The organism is Klebsiella sp. GW_Kp181 (genome assembly GCF_040062315.1).
Taxonomy (GTDB): Bacteria; Pseudomonadota; Gammaproteobacteria; order Enterobacterales; family Enterobacteriaceae; genus Klebsiella; species Klebsiella oxytoca.
In genome coordinates this window covers 142058-159199 of record NZ_JBEAFR010000004.1, presented here as the reverse complement: position 1 = coordinate 159199, position 17142 = coordinate 142058, and the positions used below count along the sequence as shown (strand labels likewise).

General features: G+C 56.6%; 13 protein-coding genes. 6 read left to right on the top strand and 7 right to left on the bottom strand.

Features of this window, described 5'->3' with window-relative positions:
* Nucleotides 1-33 precede the first annotated feature (33 nt).
* The 3 genes from hmsP (at nt 34) to ABLV11_RS04900 (ending at nt 5206) form a co-directional block, all read left to right on the top strand.
* Entirely contained in the window at nt 34-2040 is a 2007-nt protein-coding gene (gene hmsP / locus ABLV11_RS04910; protein ID WP_224250522.1) for a biofilm formation regulator HmsP, read from the top strand.
* A gap of 154 nt (nt 2041-2194) precedes the next feature.
* Complete coding sequence (locus ABLV11_RS04905) at nt 2195-3481, top strand: dicarboxylate/amino acid:cation symporter (protein ID WP_004106699.1); 1287 nt, start codon at nt 2195-2197, stop codon at nt 3479-3481.
* A 219-nt stretch (nt 3482-3700) separates the two neighbouring features.
* Nucleotides 3701-5206, top strand: a complete 1506-nt coding sequence (locus tag ABLV11_RS04900; protein ID WP_024274798.1) for a pitrilysin family protein — start codon at nt 3701-3703, stop codon at nt 5204-5206.
* 204 nt (nt 5207-5410) lie between these two features.
* Here ABLV11_RS04900 and ABLV11_RS04895 read toward each other — a convergent pair whose 3' ends face one another.
* Nucleotides 5411-6340, bottom strand: coding sequence for a sugar kinase (locus ABLV11_RS04895; RefSeq protein WP_004106695.1), 930 nt, complete (start codon nt 6338-6340; stop codon nt 5411-5413).
* Between the two features lie 195 nt (nt 6341-6535).
* On the opposite strand from ABLV11_RS04895, the gene ABLV11_RS04890 reads away from it, so the two are divergent.
* Nucleotides 6536-8587 carry an AsmA family protein gene (locus ABLV11_RS04890; protein ID WP_049094958.1) on the top strand — a complete coding sequence of 684 codons (2052 nt, stop codon included), beginning with the start codon at nt 6536-6538 and terminating at the stop codon, nt 8585-8587.
* Nucleotides 8588-8636: 49 nt separating this feature from the next.
* Here ABLV11_RS04890 and ABLV11_RS04885 read toward each other — a convergent pair whose 3' ends face one another.
* From ABLV11_RS04885 to ABLV11_RS04875, 3 genes are all read right to left on the bottom strand, one after another.
* Nucleotides 8637-9959: an MFS transporter gene (locus ABLV11_RS04885; protein ID WP_004106691.1), complete on the bottom strand. Its 1323-nt coding sequence runs from the start codon at nt 9957-9959 to the stop codon at nt 8637-8639.
* Nucleotides 9960-10229: 270 nt separating this feature from the next.
* Nucleotides 10230-11261, bottom strand: coding sequence for an inner membrane protein YhjD (yhjD, locus tag ABLV11_RS04880; RefSeq protein ID WP_016807553.1), 1032 nt, complete (start codon nt 11259-11261; stop codon nt 10230-10232).
* Nucleotides 11262-11521: 260 nt separating this feature from the next.
* Nucleotides 11522-12430: a LysR family transcriptional regulator gene (locus ABLV11_RS04875; protein ID WP_064343959.1), complete on the bottom strand. Its 909-nt coding sequence runs from the start codon at nt 12428-12430 to the stop codon at nt 11522-11524.
* A 119-nt stretch (nt 12431-12549) separates the two neighbouring features.
* Between ABLV11_RS04875 and ABLV11_RS04870 the strand changes: the two genes are divergently transcribed.
* Nucleotides 12550-13308, top strand: coding sequence for an SDR family oxidoreductase (locus ABLV11_RS04870; protein WP_004106687.1), 759 nt, complete (start codon nt 12550-12552; stop codon nt 13306-13308).
* A 359-nt stretch (nt 13309-13667) separates the two neighbouring features.
* The gene (locus tag ABLV11_RS04865) at nt 13668-14276 is read left to right on the top strand and encodes a response regulator transcription factor (RefSeq protein WP_004106686.1); all 609 of its coding nucleotides are present in this window, start codon (nt 13668-13670) and stop codon (nt 14274-14276) included.
* Here ABLV11_RS04865 and ABLV11_RS04860 read toward each other — a convergent pair.
* The 3 genes from ABLV11_RS04860 to ABLV11_RS04850 all read right to left on the bottom strand — a co-directional run bounded on the left by ABLV11_RS04860 (nt 14273) and on the right by ABLV11_RS04850 (nt 17022).
* A complete protein-coding gene (locus ABLV11_RS04860; RefSeq protein WP_004106685.1) occupies nt 14273-14701 on the bottom strand; it encodes a lysozyme in 429 nt (142 codons plus the stop codon). The genes ABLV11_RS04865 and ABLV11_RS04860 overlap by 4 nt on opposite strands.
* Nucleotides 14702-14753: 52 nt before the next feature.
* Complete coding sequence (locus ABLV11_RS04855) at nt 14754-15302, bottom strand: GNAT family protein (protein ID WP_004106684.1); 549 nt, start codon at nt 15300-15302, stop codon at nt 14754-14756.
* A 67-nt stretch (nt 15303-15369) separates the two neighbouring features.
* Nucleotides 15370-17022: an alpha,alpha-trehalase gene (locus ABLV11_RS04850; RefSeq protein ID WP_004106683.1), complete on the bottom strand. Its 1653-nt coding sequence runs from the start codon at nt 17020-17022 to the stop codon at nt 15370-15372.
* Between the last annotated feature and the right edge of the window lie 120 nt (nt 17023-17142).

Here is a 17142-nt window from a genome sequence, read left to right as displayed (position 1 = left end):
CGGGTATGCGTTCAGTTTCAGTGGAGAACCCCGTTGCGCGTCAGCCGTTCACTTACAATTAAACAGATGGCAATGGTCGCGAGCGTGTCCATGGCGTTTGTACTCGTCTTCTGTTCCATTTTGCTGTTCCATTTTGTTCAGCAGAGTCGCTATACCACGGCCACGCAGTTAGAGAGCATTGCGCGTTCCGTCCGCGAACCGCTGTCAGCGGCTATTCTGAAAGCCGATATCCCGGAGGCGGAAGCCATTCTGAGCCGCATTCAGCCTGCTGGCATCGTCAGCCGGGCGGATGTTGTCCTGCCTAATCAGTTCCAGGCGCTGCGGATGCGCTTTATCCCCGAGCGTCCGGTGCCGGTAACCATCACCCGCATGTTTGAACTGCCGGTACAGATTTCGCTGCCTATCTACTCCCTTGAGCGGCCCGCTAACCCACAGCCGCTGGCCTATCTGGTGCTGCAGGCCGATTCATATCGCATGTATAAATTCGTGATGAGCGCCCTGGCAACATTAGTGACTGCTTACTTACTTTTGGTGCTGATGCTGACGGTAGCCATCACCTGGTGCATCAACCGTCTGATGGTACGACCGCTGCGTAAAATCGCCCGCGAGCTGAATGATGTCCCGCAGCAGGAGCGTCTTGGCCATCAGCTTTCTATACCGCGCTTACATCATGACGATGAAATCGGCATGCTGGTGCGCAGCTATAACCGTAACCAGCAGACTCTGCTGCGCCTGCACGATGAACTCTCTTTGCAATCGACCCGTTTCCCGGTATCCGAGCTGCCAAATAAAGCCTTTTTGATGGCGATGCTGGAGCAAACCGTCGCCCGTGGGCAGGCGTCTGCGCTGCTGATTGTCGCCTGCGAAACGCTGCAGGATACCGCTGGCGTACTCAAAGAGACGCAGCGCGAAATGCTGCTGTTGACGCTCGTTGAAAAGCTGCGGGCGGTTATCCCGACGCAGATGGTCCTGGCCCAGGTGAGCGGCTACGACTTTGCGATTCTGGCCCACGGAATTACCGAGCCCTGGCAGGCGGTGACGTTAAGTAAGCAAGTACTTACTGTCTTAAGCGAACGTTTACCCCTGCACGGCATCCAGCTGCGCCCCTGCGCCAGCGTCGGCATTGCGATGTTTAACGGCGAAATTAACGGCGAACAGCTCTATCGCCGGGCATTTTCCGCCGCCGTTACCGCGCGGCGTAAAGGTAAAAATCAGATTGAGTTCTTCGATCCGGAACAGATGGAAAAAGCGCAGCGCCGCCTGATGGAAGAGCACGATATTTTAACGGCGCTTGATAATCAGCAGTTTGCCATCTGGCTGCAGCCGCAGGTGGATACTATCAGCGGCGAGGTCTGCGGTGCAGAAGCGCTGCTGCGTCAGCGTCAGGCTGACGGGAGCTGGTCGCTGCCTGGCGATCTGATTGAGCGTATCGAAGCCTGCGGGCTGATCGTCCCGGTCGGCTACTGGGTGATGGAAGAGGCCTGCCGACAGCTTGCCGCCTGGCAAAATCAGGGGATCATGTTGCCGCTATCGGTCAACGTGTCGCAGCTACAGCTGCTGCATCACGATCGCGGCGCGGAGATGCTGGCGCTGCTCGCGCGCTATCGTATCGCGCCGGGCACGCTGATCCTCGAAGTCACCGAAAGCCGTCGAATAGACGACCCGCAGGCCATGATTTCCCTGCTGCGTCCGCTGCGTGAAGCGGGCGTGCGGATCGCGCTGGACGACTTTGGTATGGGCTACGCCGGGCTGCGTCAACTGCAGCATATTAAATCGCTGCCGGTGGATATCCTGAAAATCGATAAAATCTTTATCGATATGCTACCTGAGGACATCAGCATGGTGCCCGCGATTATCCAGCTGGCGCGGGGGCTGAATCTGCACATCGTCGCGGAGGGCGTTGAAACCGATAAGCAGTATCGCTGGCTGCAGGAGGCGGGTGTCGAGACGGTGCAAGGTTATCTTTTTGGCTGCGCCATGCCGCCTGAGGCTTTTAAGGCCCGCTTTTTACCGGCTGTTGTTGAGGATGCAAGTTTGTAACAACATTGTTAGCTTATGCGAGTCAGTTCAAATAAATTAACAATTGCATTGCAATTTCATCACTCGTTATTTCTGAAATGTTTCATGGGTGTTATTTTTAAGCCACAGACGCAATACCCCCTCACAGTCTGTGGTTATATCCAAAGGACACCCTATGAAAATCTCTTTCTTTAAAAGCCTCTATGTCCAGGTTTTATCGGCCATAGCGATCGGTATTCTGCTGGGCCATTTTTACCCGGAGCTGGGTGCGCAGATGAAACCCCTCGGCGATGCCTTCGTTAAGCTGATTAAAATGATTATTGCCCCGGTTATCTTCTGTACCGTTGTGACGGGGATTGCCGGGATGGAGAGCATGAAGGCCGTCGGCCGCACCGGGGCGGTGGCGCTGCTCTATTTTGAAGTCGTGAGCACCATCGCGCTGATCATCGGTCTGATCATTGTTAACGTGGTGCAGCCCGGCGCGGGTATGAACGTTGACCCGGCCACCCTTGATGCGAAGGCCGTGGCGGTTTATGCCGAACAGGCGAAAGATCAGGGTATCGTGGCGTTCCTGCTCGATATTATCCCCGGCAGCGTGATTGGCGCGTTTGCCAGCGGCAACATTCTGCAGGTGCTGATGTTTGCCGTGCTGTTCGGTTTTGCGCTGCATCGTCTGGGCAGCAAAGGCCAGCTGATTTTTAACGTTATCGAAAGCTTCTCGCAGGTTATATTCGGCATCATCAATATGATCATGCGCCTGGCGCCGATTGGCGCATTCGGCGCCATGGCCTTTACTATCGGGAAATACGGCGTCGGTACGCTGGTGCAGCTTGGTCAGCTGATCGTCTGCTTCTACATCACCTGTATCCTGTTTGTCGTGGTGGTACTGGGCTCGATCGCCAAAGCCACCGGCTTCAGCATCTTTAAGTTCATCCGCTATATCCGCGAAGAGCTGCTGATCGTCCTGGGAACCTCTTCGTCCGAGTCGGCGCTGCCGCGGATGCTTGATAAGATGGAGAAGCTGGGCTGCCGTAAATCGGTGGTGGGGCTGGTGATCCCGACGGGCTACTCCTTTAACCTCGATGGCACCTCAATATACCTGACGATGGCGGCTGTGTTTATCGCCCAGGCGACAAACAGCCATATGGATATTTTCCATCAGATTACCCTGCTGGTGGTGCTGCTGCTCTCCTCGAAAGGCGCGGCGGGCGTGACGGGCAGCGGCTTTATCGTCCTGGCGGCGACCATCTCCGCCGTCGGTCATTTGCCGGTCGCTGGCCTGGCGTTAATCCTCGGCATTGACCGCTTTATGTCCGAGGCGCGCGCGCTGACCAACCTGGTGGGTAACGGCGTAGCGACTATTGTGGTCGCAAAATGGGTTAAAGAGCTGGACTCACAGCAGCTCGATGATGTGCTGAATAACCGTACGCCGGTAGACAAATCGCACGAATTATCCTCATAAATCCATCTGTTAGGTCCATAGTCCCTTGCTGGACTATGGGCTCCTGCGCATAATTAGGGGTCGCTGCCGCATGCGCGGCGGTGACCCTTATGATTATTTCACGTCAACATGCGACATTTTCGTCTCCGTGTGGTCTAACCGACGTACTTAACTCACCATTTTTTCGGCGGCCCTCCCGTGGGCCGCTGTTGTAACCAGGATTGTTCATCAGGGGTTCACATGCAGGGCACAAAAATTCGACTCTTAACCGGTGGTTTGCTGATGTTGGCGACGGTCGGTTATGTGCAGGCAGAAGCGCTCCAGCCGGACCCGGCCTGGCAACAGGGCACACTGGCAAACGGGTTTCAGTGGCAGGTTTTAGCCACCCCGCAGCGTCCCAGCGATCGTATCGAAGTTCGCCTGTCCGTGAATATTGGCTCGCTGAGCGAAAGCACTCAGCAGAGCGGCTTTAGCCACTTTATCCCGCGCCTCGCGCTGACGCAAAACGGTGGCCTCCCGACCATGCAGGCCCGTTCGCTATGGCAGCAGAGTATTGACCCGAAACGTCCTCTGCCGCCCGCCATCGTCTCTTATGACTACAGTTTGTTTAACCTGAGCTTACCGAATAACCGTAACGACCTGCTGAAAGAGGCGCTGAGCTGGCTGGCGAGCGCCAGCGGTAAAATGTCGATCACTCCGGAAGCGGTCAACCATGCGCTGCAGGGCGAAGATATGGTGGCCACCTGGCCTGCGGATACTAAAGAGGGCTGGTGGCGTTATCGGCTGAAAGGCTCCACCATGCTGGGGCATGACCCGGCGGCGCCGCTGAAGCAGCCGGTGGATATTGCTCAGCTTAAAGACTATTACCACAAGTGGTACACGCCGGATGCCATGACCCTGATTGTGGTCGGCAACGTCGATAGCCGCAGCGTCGCGGAGCAAATTAACAAAACTTTCGGCGGCCTGAAGGGCAAGCGCGAAACGCCGGTGGCGGTTCCTACCCTGTCGCCGCTGCCGACGACGCCGGTCAGCATCATGACCGATGCAGTGCGCCAGGATAAGCTGTCGCTGATGTGGGATGCGCCGTGGCAGCCGATTCGCGACTCGGTCGCGCTGCAGCGCTACTGGCGAGATGACCTCGCCAGAGAAGCGCTGTTCTGGCACGTTCAGCAGAATCTGAGCAAAAGTAACATCAAGGATATCGGCCTGGGCTTTGACTGCCGCGTGCTTTACCAGCGCGCCCAGTGCGCGATCAATATCGAATCGCCGGGCGAGCGGCTGAACGCCAACTTAACGACCGTGGCGCGCGAGCTGGCGAAAGTGCGCGATAACGGTCTGCCGCAGGATGAGTTTGATGCCCTGATTGCGCAGAAAAACCTTGAACTGCAGAAGCTGTTTGCCACCTATGCCCGCACGGATACCTATCTTCTGATTAGCCAGCGGATGCGTTCGTTGCAAAATCAGGTGGTGGATATCGCTCCCGAGCAGTATCAGAAGCTGCGTCAGGAGTTCCTCAATTCGCTGACGGTTGACATGCTGAATCAGTACCTGCGTCAGCAGCTTTCACAGGATATGGCGCTGGTGTTGCAGCAGCCGCAGGGCGAACCGGAGTACAACATGAAGGACCTGCAGGCGACGTGGGAAAAGCTGATGGCGCCAGCGCCAGCGGCCGCCGCGGCGTCGAACAGCGCCGGTGATGTTGCGCAAGGACGTAGCGAAGCGACGGATATCCCGCCTGCGCAGTAAAGCAAAACCGGATAGCGTGGCTATCCGGTGAGGTTTATGGCTTATCTGTTTTAACTATTGCTCGGGATTGGCCCGGTGATTTTCCCGGAGGCGGCGCTGGCGCGCCTTCTCCGGTCTACCGGCCCGCAGATGGCGGTAAACCCGTAGCCCGGCTAAGCGCAGCGCAAGCCGGGATTCTCGCCGGCGGGCGTAACTCCATCGAAATTACTGCGGCATCGCCTCGCGCGGGATAATCGCACCGCGATACTGAATCACCGTGCTGGCGGTCAGGTGGCCGCGTTTTGCCGCCGATTCGGCATCGCCGCCGGTCAGGCGCACGGCCAGATAGCCGGCGCTGAATGAATCGCCCGCTGCCGTGGTATCAACGACTTTCTCTTTTGCCAGCTTAACGGCCGGGACTTCCAGCTGCGGCTGTCCGGCAATCGCCACCAGGCAGGAGTCGGCGCCGCGCTTCACCACCACTTCTTCAACGCCAGCGGCGTGAGTGCGGGCAATCACCTCTGCCACCGGCTTCTCGCCCCACAGCGCGTCTTCGTCATCAAGGGTCAGGAACGCAATGTCGGTGCAGGCCAGCATCTGCTGATAAACCTGCTGCGTCTCTTCTTTACTGCTCCACAGGCGCGGACGATAGTTGTTATCAAAGATAACTTTACCGCCGTTTGCCCGGCATTCCCGCAGCAGGGTCAGCAGCTTCTCGCGGCTTGTCGGGCTCAGGATTGCCAGGCTGATGCCGCTGAGGTAAAGATAATCATAGGTCGCCAGCTCTTCGCAGATGGCCGCAGACTGCTCGCTCTCCAGCCAGAACTTCGCTGCGGCTTCATTACGCCAGTAGTAAAACGTACGCTCGCCGGTATCGTCAGTTTCGATGTAGTAGAGGCCCGGTAAACGGTCGGCCATGCGCTGAATCAGGTCCGTCTGGACATTCTCACTCTGCCAGGATTCGAGCATCTGCTGGCTGAAGGTGTCCGTGCCCAGGGCGGTAACATAGTGTACGCCCAGCTCGCTGGCGTCGGTCTGGCGGGCAATGTAGACGGAAGTGTTTAAGGTGTCGCCGCCAAAGCCGCGATTTACCGCCGCGCCTTTCTCTGACAGCTCAATCATGCATTCGCCAATGACGGCAATTTTCTTAGACATAGTGATGACCTGAAATTAAATCAATATTAACCCTAGTGTGCGCTGGGCCGCTTTTATGGTCAATGATATTAAAACAACGTTCCATTATTTTTTTGACCTGACGCGGATTATGTGACGAAAAGCGCATTTGGCAGAGCACCTGACGTTTCTCAACTATATTCATGATTGACGAGACGCAAAAGGAGTGCAGAAGGGATGACCAGAACCCGTAAAACCGTGGCTATTATCCTCGGAACGATAGTCGTACTGATCGTTCTGTTTTTTATTGTAGTGGCGACCTTTGACTGGAATCGCCTGAAGCCGACGATTAATCAGAAAGTGTCGGCCGAGCTGAACCGTCCGTTTGCGATTCGCGGCGATCTGGGCGTCGTGTGGGAGCGCCAGCCCGGCGAAAGAGGCTGGCGAAGCTGGATACCCTGGCCGCACGTGCATGCCGAAGATATTATCCTCGGCAACCCGCCTGACATCCCGCAGGTCACCATGGTTCACCTGCCGCGCGTTGAGGCGACCCTCGCCCCGCTGGCGCTGCTCAGCAAAACGGTCTATCTACCGTGGATTAAGCTTGAACAGCCGGACGCGCGATTGATTCGACTGTCGGAGAAGATCAACAACTGGACTTTCGACCTGGCTTCGGCGGGAGCGTCTGAGAAAGATGCGGCGCCTTCCAGCTGGTCTTTCCGACTCGACAATATTCTTTTCGATCGCGGCAAGATTGCTATCGATGACAAGGTATCGCGCGCCGATGTGACGATCGTGGTTGATCCGCTCGGTAAACCGCTGGCGTTTAGTGAAGTGACCGGCGAAAAAGGGAAAGGAGCGTCGCAGAAAGTGGGCGATTACGTCTTCGGCCTGCAGGCGAAAGGGAGCTACAACGGGCAGCCGCTCTCCGGTAACGGCAAAATCGGCGGCATGCTGGCGCTGCGCAGCGAAGGGACGCCGTTCCCGCTGCAGGGGGATTTTCGTTCCGGCAATACCCGGGTCGCTTTTACCGGCACGGTCAGCGATCCGCTCAATCTCGGCGGCGTCGATCTGCGCCTCAAGTTTTCCGGTGATTCGCTGGGCGATCTCTACGATCTGACCGGCGTACTGCTGCCGGATACGCCGACTTTCTCTACCGACGGCCATCTGCGCGCCACCTTTAAGGAGAAAAACGGTTCACGCTTCGCCTATCAGGATTTCAATGGCCGTATTGGCGAGAGCGATATCCACGGGTCGCTGATCTACACCACCGGTAAACCCCGGCCTAAGCTGGAGGGCGATCTGGAGTCCAGGCAGCTACGGCTGGCGGATCTGGGGCCGCTGATTGGCGTCGATTCCGGCGGCAAAGGCAGCCAGACTGAACGGCGTAAAGGTGAAGCTTCTCCGCAGCCAGCCGGAAAAGTGTTGCCGTATGACCGCTTTGAAACCGACAAGTGGCAGGTAATGGATGCCGATGTGCGCTTCAAAGGACGGCGGATTGAACACGGCAGCACGCTACCCATCAGCGACCTTTCTACGCACATCATCCTGCAGCGAGGTGACCTGCGCCTGCAGCCGCTGCGTCTGGGGCTGGCTAACGGTACCCTTGCCGGCAGCATTCATCTTGAAGGGGATAAAAAACCGCTGCAGGGGACGGCCAACCTGCAGGCGCGCCGCCTGAAGCTCAAAGCGCTGATGCCAAACGTGGAGATGATGCAGAAAACGCTCGGCGAAATGAACGGCGATGTTCAGCTTCGCGGCACCGGTAACTCCGTCGCCGCGCTGCTGGGCAACAGTAACGGTAACCTGAAGCTGCTGATGAACGACGGGCTGATTAGCCGTAACCTGATGGAGATCCTCGGTCTGAACGTCGGTAACTTTATTATCGGCCAGATCTTTGGCGATGATGAGGTGCGGGTGAACTGCGCGGCGGCGAATATCGACGTGGTCAACGGCGTCGCCCGGCCGCAGGTGTTCGCGTTTGATACCGAAAACGCGCTGATCAACGTGACCGGGACCGCCAGCTTTGCGTCGGAGCAGCTGGACCTCACTATCGATCCGGAGAGTAAGGGCTTTCGTATTATCACCCTGCGCTCCCCGCTGTATGTTCGCGGCAGCTTTAAGTCGCCGAATGCGGGCGTGAAGGCGGGGCCGCTGATTGCCCGCGGCGCGGTAGCGGCAGCGCTGGCGACGCTGGTGACGCCGGCAGCAGCGCTGCTGGCGCTGATATCACCTGCCGAAGGCGAGGCGAACCAGTGTCGGGCAATCTTGTCGCAGATGAAAAAATAGTCGGGAAGAAGACTCCCCTGGCCGGATGGCCGGGGGAGTGGACGGAGAGTTACAGCGATTGATGACGCGTTTCGTGAGTCAGCAGCAGCGCGATCATCGTCAGCGCCGCCATGGCGGCGAGGTAGAGCCCAACCGCGGGCAGACCGTAGTTGCCCTGCAGCCATGCGGCGATATACGGCGCTACGGATGCCCCGAGGATCGACGAGACGTTGTAGGAGAACGAGGCGCCGGTGTAGCGAACTTCGGTCGGGAATAGCTCCGGCAGCAGCGCGCCCATAGGGCCAAAGGTCAGCCCCATCAGGCTCAGGCCAATCAGCAGGAAGGCAAAGACCAGCAGCGGGTTGCCGGAGCCGAGCAGCGGTTTAAAGGCAAACAGCGCGAAGAGGATGATGAGAGTCGTGATCACGACCATGCTCTTACGACGGCCAAAGGCATCCGCCAGCAGGCCCGCCACCGGCACCATCACGCCAAAACCAATGACCGCCATCATCAGCATCCACAGCACTTCGTTGCGCGGCAAGCCGAGACCAATCGGCGCGGCGGCGGTACTGAAGGTCATGGAGTAGACGGTCATGATGTAAAACAGCGTGTAGGTCGCCAGCATGATAAAGGTGCCGAGAACGGTGACGCGTACGTGTTTGGTCAGCAGGGTGCCCAGCGGGATTTTGACCTGTTTCTTCGCGGCGGCTACCTTTGCGAACACCGGTGACTCGTGCAGCGAAACGCGGACGTACAGGCCGATAATGACCAGCACGGCGGAGAAGATAAACGGCATACGCCAGCCCCATTCCATAAACTGCTGGTCGGTCAGCAGCCAGGAGAGCAGCAGGAAGGTGCCGTTAGCGAAGAAGAAGCCGATAGGCGCGCCCAGCTGCGGGAATGAGCCATACAGCGCGCGCTTGCGCGGCGGGGCGTTTTCCGTCGCCAGCAGCGCCGCGCCGCCCCATTCGCCGCCAAGGCCCAGCCCCTGGCCAAAGCGGGCCAGCGCCAGCAGCACCGGCGCCATAATGCCAATGGTTTCATAGCCGGGCAGCAGGCCGATAACTACGGTTGAGATCCCCATCGTCAGCAGCGATGCCACGAGGGTCGCTTTACGGCCTACGCGGTCGCCGAAATGGCCGAATACCGCAGAACCGATAGGGCGGGCAATAAACGCGATGGCGAAGGTCGCCAGCGATTGTAGCGTCGCGGCGGCGGGATCGCCCTGCGGGAAGAAAATATGCGGAAATACAATGACCGCCGCGGTGGCATAGATATAGAAGTCGAAGAACTCGATGGCGGTGCCAATGAGCGAAGCGACGACGACCTTGTTGCGTGAGTTAACCGGAACGGTTTCCTGAGCATTGTCGAGTGTTGTGGCTGTGGCTTGCATAGATCTTTCTTATTTTTTGCGAACGAAAGGCCATATAGCCACAGCCTTGGGGACATTTCAATCTGTAACAAGGGGATGAGGAGGCTAAAAAACAGGCAAAAAGTGAATAATTTCTGTGCCAGAAAAATAAGTTCTATGAAATGCTTCACACAATTCAAATAATGGTTGATAAAACCAGGTTTAGGTTAAATAAAAGTTACATATTGGATTTATCTGCTGAAATGCCAGGTTGGGCTGAATTTTGCGTCTTTTATTCAGCCCAGTGATGGTTTAGTCGTGGGCTTTGCCCGGCATCCGGCGGTCGTCTTTATACTCGGCGGTCGCAATCCACGCGGCGCAGAAAAGCGTCAGGCGGGCGAAGAAATAGAAGAAGGCCATGATTCCCAGCACCGAGCCGAATGCCGCCCCGGACGGCGACTTGACCAGCGACGGTAGCGTCCAGGTCATGACGATCTTGATTATCTCAAAGCCGACCGCCGCAATCAGGGTACCGCGAATCAGCGCCCTACGGCGCGGGCGGTGGCGCGGGAGTCGCCAGAAAATCCAGAAAAAGAGCAGATAGTTGGCGAAGATGGAAATGGCCAGGCCAATAAGCCGCCACGCCGGTTTCAGCCACTCGATGTAGTCCAGATAGAGCGCCGAGATAATCATCTGCTGAGCCGACCCGGCGATGGAGGTGATCGACAAGGTGATCACCAGCGCCACCAGCAGGCCGATTAGCGAGATAAAGTCGCGAAAGTACTTCACCCAAATTTTTTCCTGATCCTGCGGCGTACGCTCCCAGACGTCGCGGGACTGGGCGCGAATCGCCTCACGCAGGTTGCCCATCCAGTTAATGCCGGAATAGAGCGCCACCAGCAGACCGACGATGCCGACGGTGGTGCGCTGCTGTACGGCGGTATTGATGGTATTTTTCAGCGTTGCCGCGAGCGTCGGGTCGCTGACGTTAAGCAGGATTTTATCGAAGATGTCCTGTAGCAGCGTAGGATGCGAGGCCAGAACAAAACCGGCTGCCGCAAAAGAGACCATCAGAATCGGGATCATCGATAAAAATGAGAAGTAGGTGATCGCCGCGCCAAACTGATTGCCCAGCCTGTCGTTGAAACGCTCTGCGGCGCGGATGAGGTGCGCAATAATGGGGTTACGCTGGACTTTTTCCGCCGTTCCGGTGACGCTTTTTAGCGCCTGGTTGGCTTTTTTCGCCACGGTGGAGTCATTTATCGCAGCCAGGGCGCTTTTATTTTCATCCGGCTGCTGGTCCGGATCCTGGGCTGGTCGTTGGGCGTCGTTTTCCGGCGTCATAAATTATTTCTTCCTTTTTTACAGCGATATTCATCAAAATTATATACGTAAAATCACGGATAAGGCGTGCCGGGGGCATCGGAGGCATGAATACGTTCCTGTTTGCCGCCTGTTCTGCGCTAATCGCTCGCCGGCGTTTTGTTTGCGCAGGGCCGCGGAAAATTCATAATTCACTGATAGTTATCTATATTTATCCAGGGTAAGGCGTTAGCCGCTACCCGACATAAAATACCGCTACTCCCACAAATACGGATTTTTCATCATGCGGACTCATCAACATAGCTTTTCATGAGCCCGCCCAGCCACTCCATAAACAGATGTACCCGACGTGAAAGGTTGCGCCGGTGCGGATAAATGAGCGAAACCGGCAGCGGCTCGGCGCGGTAGTGGGGCAGAATTTCTATCAGCTCCCCGGTGCGCAGCATTTCACGAACGCCCACCCGGGGTACCTGAATAATCCCCAGCCCCGCCAGGCACGAGGCTTGATAAGTTTCGGTGCTGTTAACCGTCAGAACGCCACCGGTTTTGACCCAGCGGATGGCACCATCGCTAACCACTTCGAAGCCCAGCGGGCGCACGCCCAGATTGCTGGCGTAGTGGATCAGCGCATGATCGGCGAGATCGTCCAGCGACTGCGGGTAGCCAAAGCGGGTGAGATATTGAGGACTGGCGCAGTTGATTTGCGTGAGCTTGCCCAGCGGTCGCGCAATCAGCCCGGAATCTTTCAGCGTACCGACGCGTATCACACAATCAAAACCCTCGCGGATTACGTCAACCAACCTGTCGCTGCTGCTGAGCTCCAGTTCGATGCCGGGATACTGCTGCAGAAATGCCGGCAGTTGCGGAATAACCAGTTTTTTCGCCACGGCGACCGGCATATCGACCCGCAGGCGTCCGCTAATGCTGGAGGGATCGAGCTGAAACATCCCGTCCAGCTCATCGAGATTGCTGAGCAGGTCTCTGGCGCGTTCGTAGTAGACCATACCATCCTGAGTCAGCTGCACCCGGCGGGTGGTGCGATGCAGCAGACGAACGCCAAGATGGTTTTCCAGTGCCTGAATCTGGCGCGAAACGCTCCCTTTAGGCAGGCCAAGCGTATCCGCAGCGCGGGAAAAACTCTCCAGCTCCGCTACTCTGATGAACAGCTGCATTGCGTGAATTTTATCCATTCCGCAGACCTTTTGTTGCTCTTAATGAAACAGTAAAGCGTAATTTTCAGTATTTATTGTTTTTATAGCAGCTAATAAGCTCTTTAACGAGGCAAACGCAACCGAAAAGGGGTTTTCTGATGACACAACGTATCGCTTTGGTGACCGGCGGCAGCCGCGGGCTGGGGAAAAACGCCGCCCTGAAGCTGGCGGAGAAGGGAACCGATATTATTCTGACCTGGCATAGCAACCCGCAGGCGGCGCTTGACGTGGTAGCTGAAATTGAGAAAAAAGGCGTAAAAGCCGCAGCATTACCGTTAAATGTCGGCGATATCACCAGTTTTGATGGTTTTGCACACAAGGTGGGGGAAGTGCTTCAACAACGCTGGCAGCGGGAGACATTCGACTATTTATTAAACAATGCCGGTATTGGCCTGAACGTCGCTTTTGCCGAAACCAGCGAAGCGCAGTTTGATGAATTAATGAACATCCAGTTTAAGGGACCGTTCTTCCTTACCCAGCGTCTGTTACCGCTATTGCAGGATGGGGGACGCATCCTCAACGTTTCCAGCGGACTGGCGCGTTTTGCTCTGCCGGGTTATGCGGCCTATGCCGCGATGAAAGGCGCGATGGAGGTACTGACGCGCTATCAGGCGAAGGAGCTTGGGGAACGCGGAATTTCGGTCAATATCATTGCTCCTGGCGCCATTGAAACCGATTTTGGCGGCGGCGTGGTACGCGATAACCCGCAGGTGAATCAGCATATCGCCGGGCAAACGGCGCTGGGAAGAGTGGGGCAGCCGGATGATATAGGCGATGCTATCGCCGCGCTACTCAGCGACGATCTGCGCTGGATGAACGCCCAGCGCGTTGAGGTCTCTGGCGGAATGTTTTTGTAATCCCGAGCCCCTTCATGGATCATGAAGGGGTATACGCATTTCATGCGCTTTCTTACTCCGTAACACACTTTCCCCGCTTTGCCATCGCCTGCGTTTGCGGGTTCGTTTAAAATAGAAAAATAATATTATATTTATTTTTACCTGCCTGGTTCATTAAGGATTTCCTTAATTTAAATGTAATAAATATTGTGAATAAGTAATGGCGTGAATAAGGCCTGTAACTATTCATTGTTATGATGTTTAGATAATCCTCCCTATCGGTAAAATGCCCCAGGCCAAACAGCGAGTTCTTATTTTATCTTGCTGATATTACCCTTCCCCCTCTTTTAATCGGGCATTTCTTTGTTGGAGATAAATCCATGCAGGTAATCATGTTTGACAGGCAGTCGATATTTATTCACGGAATGAAAATTGGCCTCCAGCAACACATTCCTGAACTTGATATTTTTGGCACCTGTCAGGCGGATCAGCTCTGGCAGAAGCTAACGGCGAATCCTGAAGCACTGCTCATTCTGGATGGCGATATGCACAGCGAGTTTTGCTGCTGGCTACTGCAGGAAAAGCAGCTCCGCTTCCCGGCGACTCAGGTGCTGCTGATCGTGTCCGACGATAATAAAAGCTGGCTACAGCGCGCGCTTTCCTGGAATGTGCGCGGGATCATTCAACGCAGGGAAAGCCTGCAAACATTCGCCCAGGCGATCAACAGCATCATGCATGGCCTGCTCTGTTTGCCGGGCGATTGGCTAATGACGGCGGAAGCGCGGGATAATAAATTGGTTCATTTAAGCCAGCGTCAGCGCGAGATTTTACAGCTGCTGGCGGCGGGAGATTCCAATAAAGAGATTAGCCGCGCGTTAAATATTAGCGCGGGCACGGTCAAGGCGCATCTGGAGTCGCTGTATCGCCGACTGGATGTGAAGAATCGTACCCAGGCGGCGATGGTGTTTAATGGCGTCAGCGAAACTTAATCGGTTGTCGCCTTGAATCTTGCGCACTCTTCACGCCGCTGTTCGTGGCCGCTGCGAATATTTTCCCAGGCGGTCAGCGCCTCAGCGAACCGCTGATGGTTAAGGTGAGTTAAAACAATATCAAGCTCCGGAGACGCCGGGCCGCAGCTAAAGGCTAAAGAGACCAGCGCATCATACTGCGATGGGTTAAGCCTCACCCGCAGGTTGCGCTTAAGCTGGCGCTGGCATTGCACCAGGTCGACGGTAAGCAAGGTCTCCGCGATCTCGCGCGTGAAGTGGTTGAACGTTTCATAATCGTTGAGAACGTGGCCATAGCCAATCACGCGCAGGCCGCTCTCGTCCCGATAGGGGGCGAGTGCTAATCCCTGAGTTCGTTTAATAAAGTCCAGGCCCTGCGGGCTTAGCGACGGTGTTATGGGGGACATGTTCTCTTCCTCTTTGGCTGGCCCGCAGTGTAGAGGAAAAGTTAACCGCGCCCTATTCGCCAGATGGCCCAGGCTGGTTATGCTCGCGGCGCAGCAGGCCGAAAAGCCAATCGTTGTGCCAGCGACCGTTGAGCCAGTAGCATTCACGCAGCTCGCCTTCCTGATGAAAACCAACCTTTAGCAGCAGATTTTTTGACGCCAGATTGCCCGCGGTGACGGTCGCCGTCAGCCGCCGGATACCGCCCGTAGTCAAAGCGTACTCGCACAGCGCGCGCAGCGATTCACTGCCGTACCCCTTCCCCTGCGCGTGGGGAGCGAACAGAAAACCCACTTCAGCACTATCGCCAGCGTGATGCTGGTAGCCGGTGAGGCCAAGGGGAGCATGGGTGAAGCGATCGCGCACGACCAGACACAGCCAGTGGGCCGCGCCCGGGGACCATAAGGGAAGCCGCGAATCAAAAGCCTCACGAATGTCGGCGACCGGGCGAGGATCCGCGACGTAAAGCATCACCTGGGGATCCTGCTGGAGGGCGAGGAAAAAAGGCCAGTCGTCAAGCTGCAGCGGGGAACAGCGCAGACGTGGGGTCATCAGTTCTGGCATAGCAGGGTTCCGGCAAAAGTCGATGCCATGAACATAGCAGGACATCGACTGCCGGAACAGTCTGCCGTTACAACGGTTCGCCGTACAGACCAATAAGCCGGCGCACCACGCCATTGGTCCAGCCGAAGCCGTCCTGAAGCGGGTACTCACCCCCTCCGCCTTCGTGGGGAGTGGCGCTGGCGATGTGGTACTTTTCAATCAGCTTAAAGTGCTGTTTATAGAAATGATTCACCGTTTGCAGCCAGCTGTGGGCTATCTCATCGCCGAGCGGATCCTGACCGTACATTTTAAAACCCTGTACCGCCATCCACTGCAGCGGCGCCCAGCCGTTGGGCTTATCCCACTGTTCACCGCTTTGATATTCGGTCGCCATAATACCGCCGGGGGTAAGCAGGCGGGCGCGTACCGCATCGGCAAGCCTGTCGGCCTGATCGTGGGTCGCCATACCGACATAGAGCGCGACGATGCTGGCGGCGGAAAACAGCGCCAGCTGCTCGCGGCGCCAGTCATAATCGCGGAAACAACCGCTTTCGTCATCCCACAGATAGCGGGTCACCGCCGCCCGACGGTCGCTGGCCTTCTGGCGGAAAGCGGCCTCGGTTTCCCGGTCGCCCTTCAGGCCGGAGAGGTTGGCGATGGTATTCTCCAGCTTGAACAGCAAGGCGTTCAGATCAATGGGGATAAACTGGGTAGTGCGGATGCTTGCCAGTCTGGTGATATCGCGCAGCCAGCGGCTGGAGTAATCCCAGCCGGACTCCGCCCCCGCGCGCAGGTCGCGATAAACTTCATTCGGCGGGCGCCCGGAGCGCTTCGCCGTTTCAACATCTTCCCGCCACGACTCATCGCGCGGCGTGTCGCGATCGTCCCAGTAGCGGTTCAGCAAAGAGCCGTCCGGCATACGCACCACGTGACGATACGCCTGATTGGGGATCAGCGATTCCGCGCCGTCCATCCAGAAGCTGTACTCCATTTGCAGGTGGTCAAGGTACCGTTTAGCGCCGCGGACGCCATCTTCTTCAAACAGTTCGACCATCAGGGCAAAGACCGGCGGCTGCGAGCGGCTGAGATAGTAGGTGCGGTTGCCGTTAGGAATATGGCCATAGATTTCGATCATCCACGCGAAATTATCGGCCATGCATTTCAGCAGATCTTCGCGGCCGCTTTCCGCCAGCCCCAGCATAGTGAAGTAGGAATCCCAGTAGTAGGTTTCGCTAAAGCGCCCGCCGGGAACAATATATGACTGCGGCAGCGCCAGCAGCGACGACCACGGAATATGATCCTGCGGCTCGCGGGTGAGGATTGGCCACAGATTATCAATATGCTCCTTGAGGGATCGCGTGGGATCGGAGACGTAGTCCTCGGCGCGGCTTTCCGGCAGCCAGAAATGATCTTCCACAAACTGGCGTAAATCGAATCCGGGGGTGCGCCTGATGCGACGATAGTGAATCAAGATATCCAGCGGATCCTGCTTCGGCGCGCAGTCCGGGAAGGTTTTACTATCGGCGAAAATTCGCGATTTCTGGACGTGGGCGAACAGCTCCAGATAACGATCGGCAGGGGTGAGGGCATCCGAGGCGGGCAGCCCTTCAATGATCTCCGGTTCAGGTTCGGCGTCGAACATTTCATCCAGCTTTAACTCATACGGATCGGCTTCGTAGCACGGATCGGTGTCGATCCTGAGCTCATCGTCATCAACGTTGCGTAATTTCTGGCTGAACATAGGGGTACGGACCTCCGGATTGCGTCAGTAGAGGATGCCGGGCACGCCCGACCTGTCTAATAAGCTTAGACATTCGCAGCGGGAAACGAAAAGAGAAGTGTGCGGTAGATCACGCTTTCC

Bases quoted from the DNA above. Each gene is read 5' to 3' on its own strand.
- ABLV11_RS04905 (WP_004106699.1), top strand. From the start codon at position 2,195: ATGAAAATCTCTTTCTTTAAAAGCCTCTATGTCCAGGTTTTATCGGCC.
- ABLV11_RS04900 (WP_024274798.1), top strand. From the start codon at position 3,701: ATGCAGGGCACAAAAATTCGACTCTTAACCGGTGGTTTGCTGATGTTG.
- ABLV11_RS04895 (WP_004106695.1), bottom strand. From the start codon at position 6,340: ATGTCTAAGAAAATTGCCGTCATTGGCGAATGCATGATTGAGCTGTCA.
- ABLV11_RS04890 (WP_049094958.1), top strand. From the start codon at position 6,536: ATGACCAGAACCCGTAAAACCGTGGCTATTATCCTCGGAACGATAGTC.
- ABLV11_RS04885 (WP_004106691.1), bottom strand. From the start codon at position 9,959: ATGCAAGCCACAGCCACAACACTCGACAATGCTCAGGAAACCGTTCCG.
- yhjD (WP_016807553.1), bottom strand. From the start codon at position 11,261: ATGACGCCGGAAAACGACGCCCAACGACCAGCCCAGGATCCGGACCAG.
- ABLV11_RS04875 (WP_064343959.1), bottom strand. From the start codon at position 12,430: ATGGATAAAATTCACGCAATGCAGCTGTTCATCAGAGTAGCGGAGCTG.
- ABLV11_RS04870 (WP_004106687.1), top strand. From the start codon at position 12,550: ATGACACAACGTATCGCTTTGGTGACCGGCGGCAGCCGCGGGCTGGGG.
- ABLV11_RS04865 (WP_004106686.1), top strand. From the start codon at position 13,668: ATGCAGGTAATCATGTTTGACAGGCAGTCGATATTTATTCACGGAATG.
- ABLV11_RS04860 (WP_004106685.1), bottom strand. From the start codon at position 14,701: ATGTCCCCCATAACACCGTCGCTAAGCCCGCAGGGCCTGGACTTTATT.
- ABLV11_RS04855 (WP_004106684.1), bottom strand. From the start codon at position 15,302: ATGCCAGAACTGATGACCCCACGTCTGCGCTGTTCCCCGCTGCAGCTT.
- ABLV11_RS04850 (WP_004106683.1), bottom strand. From the start codon at position 17,022: ATGTTCAGCCAGAAATTACGCAACGTTGATGACGATGAGCTCAGGATC.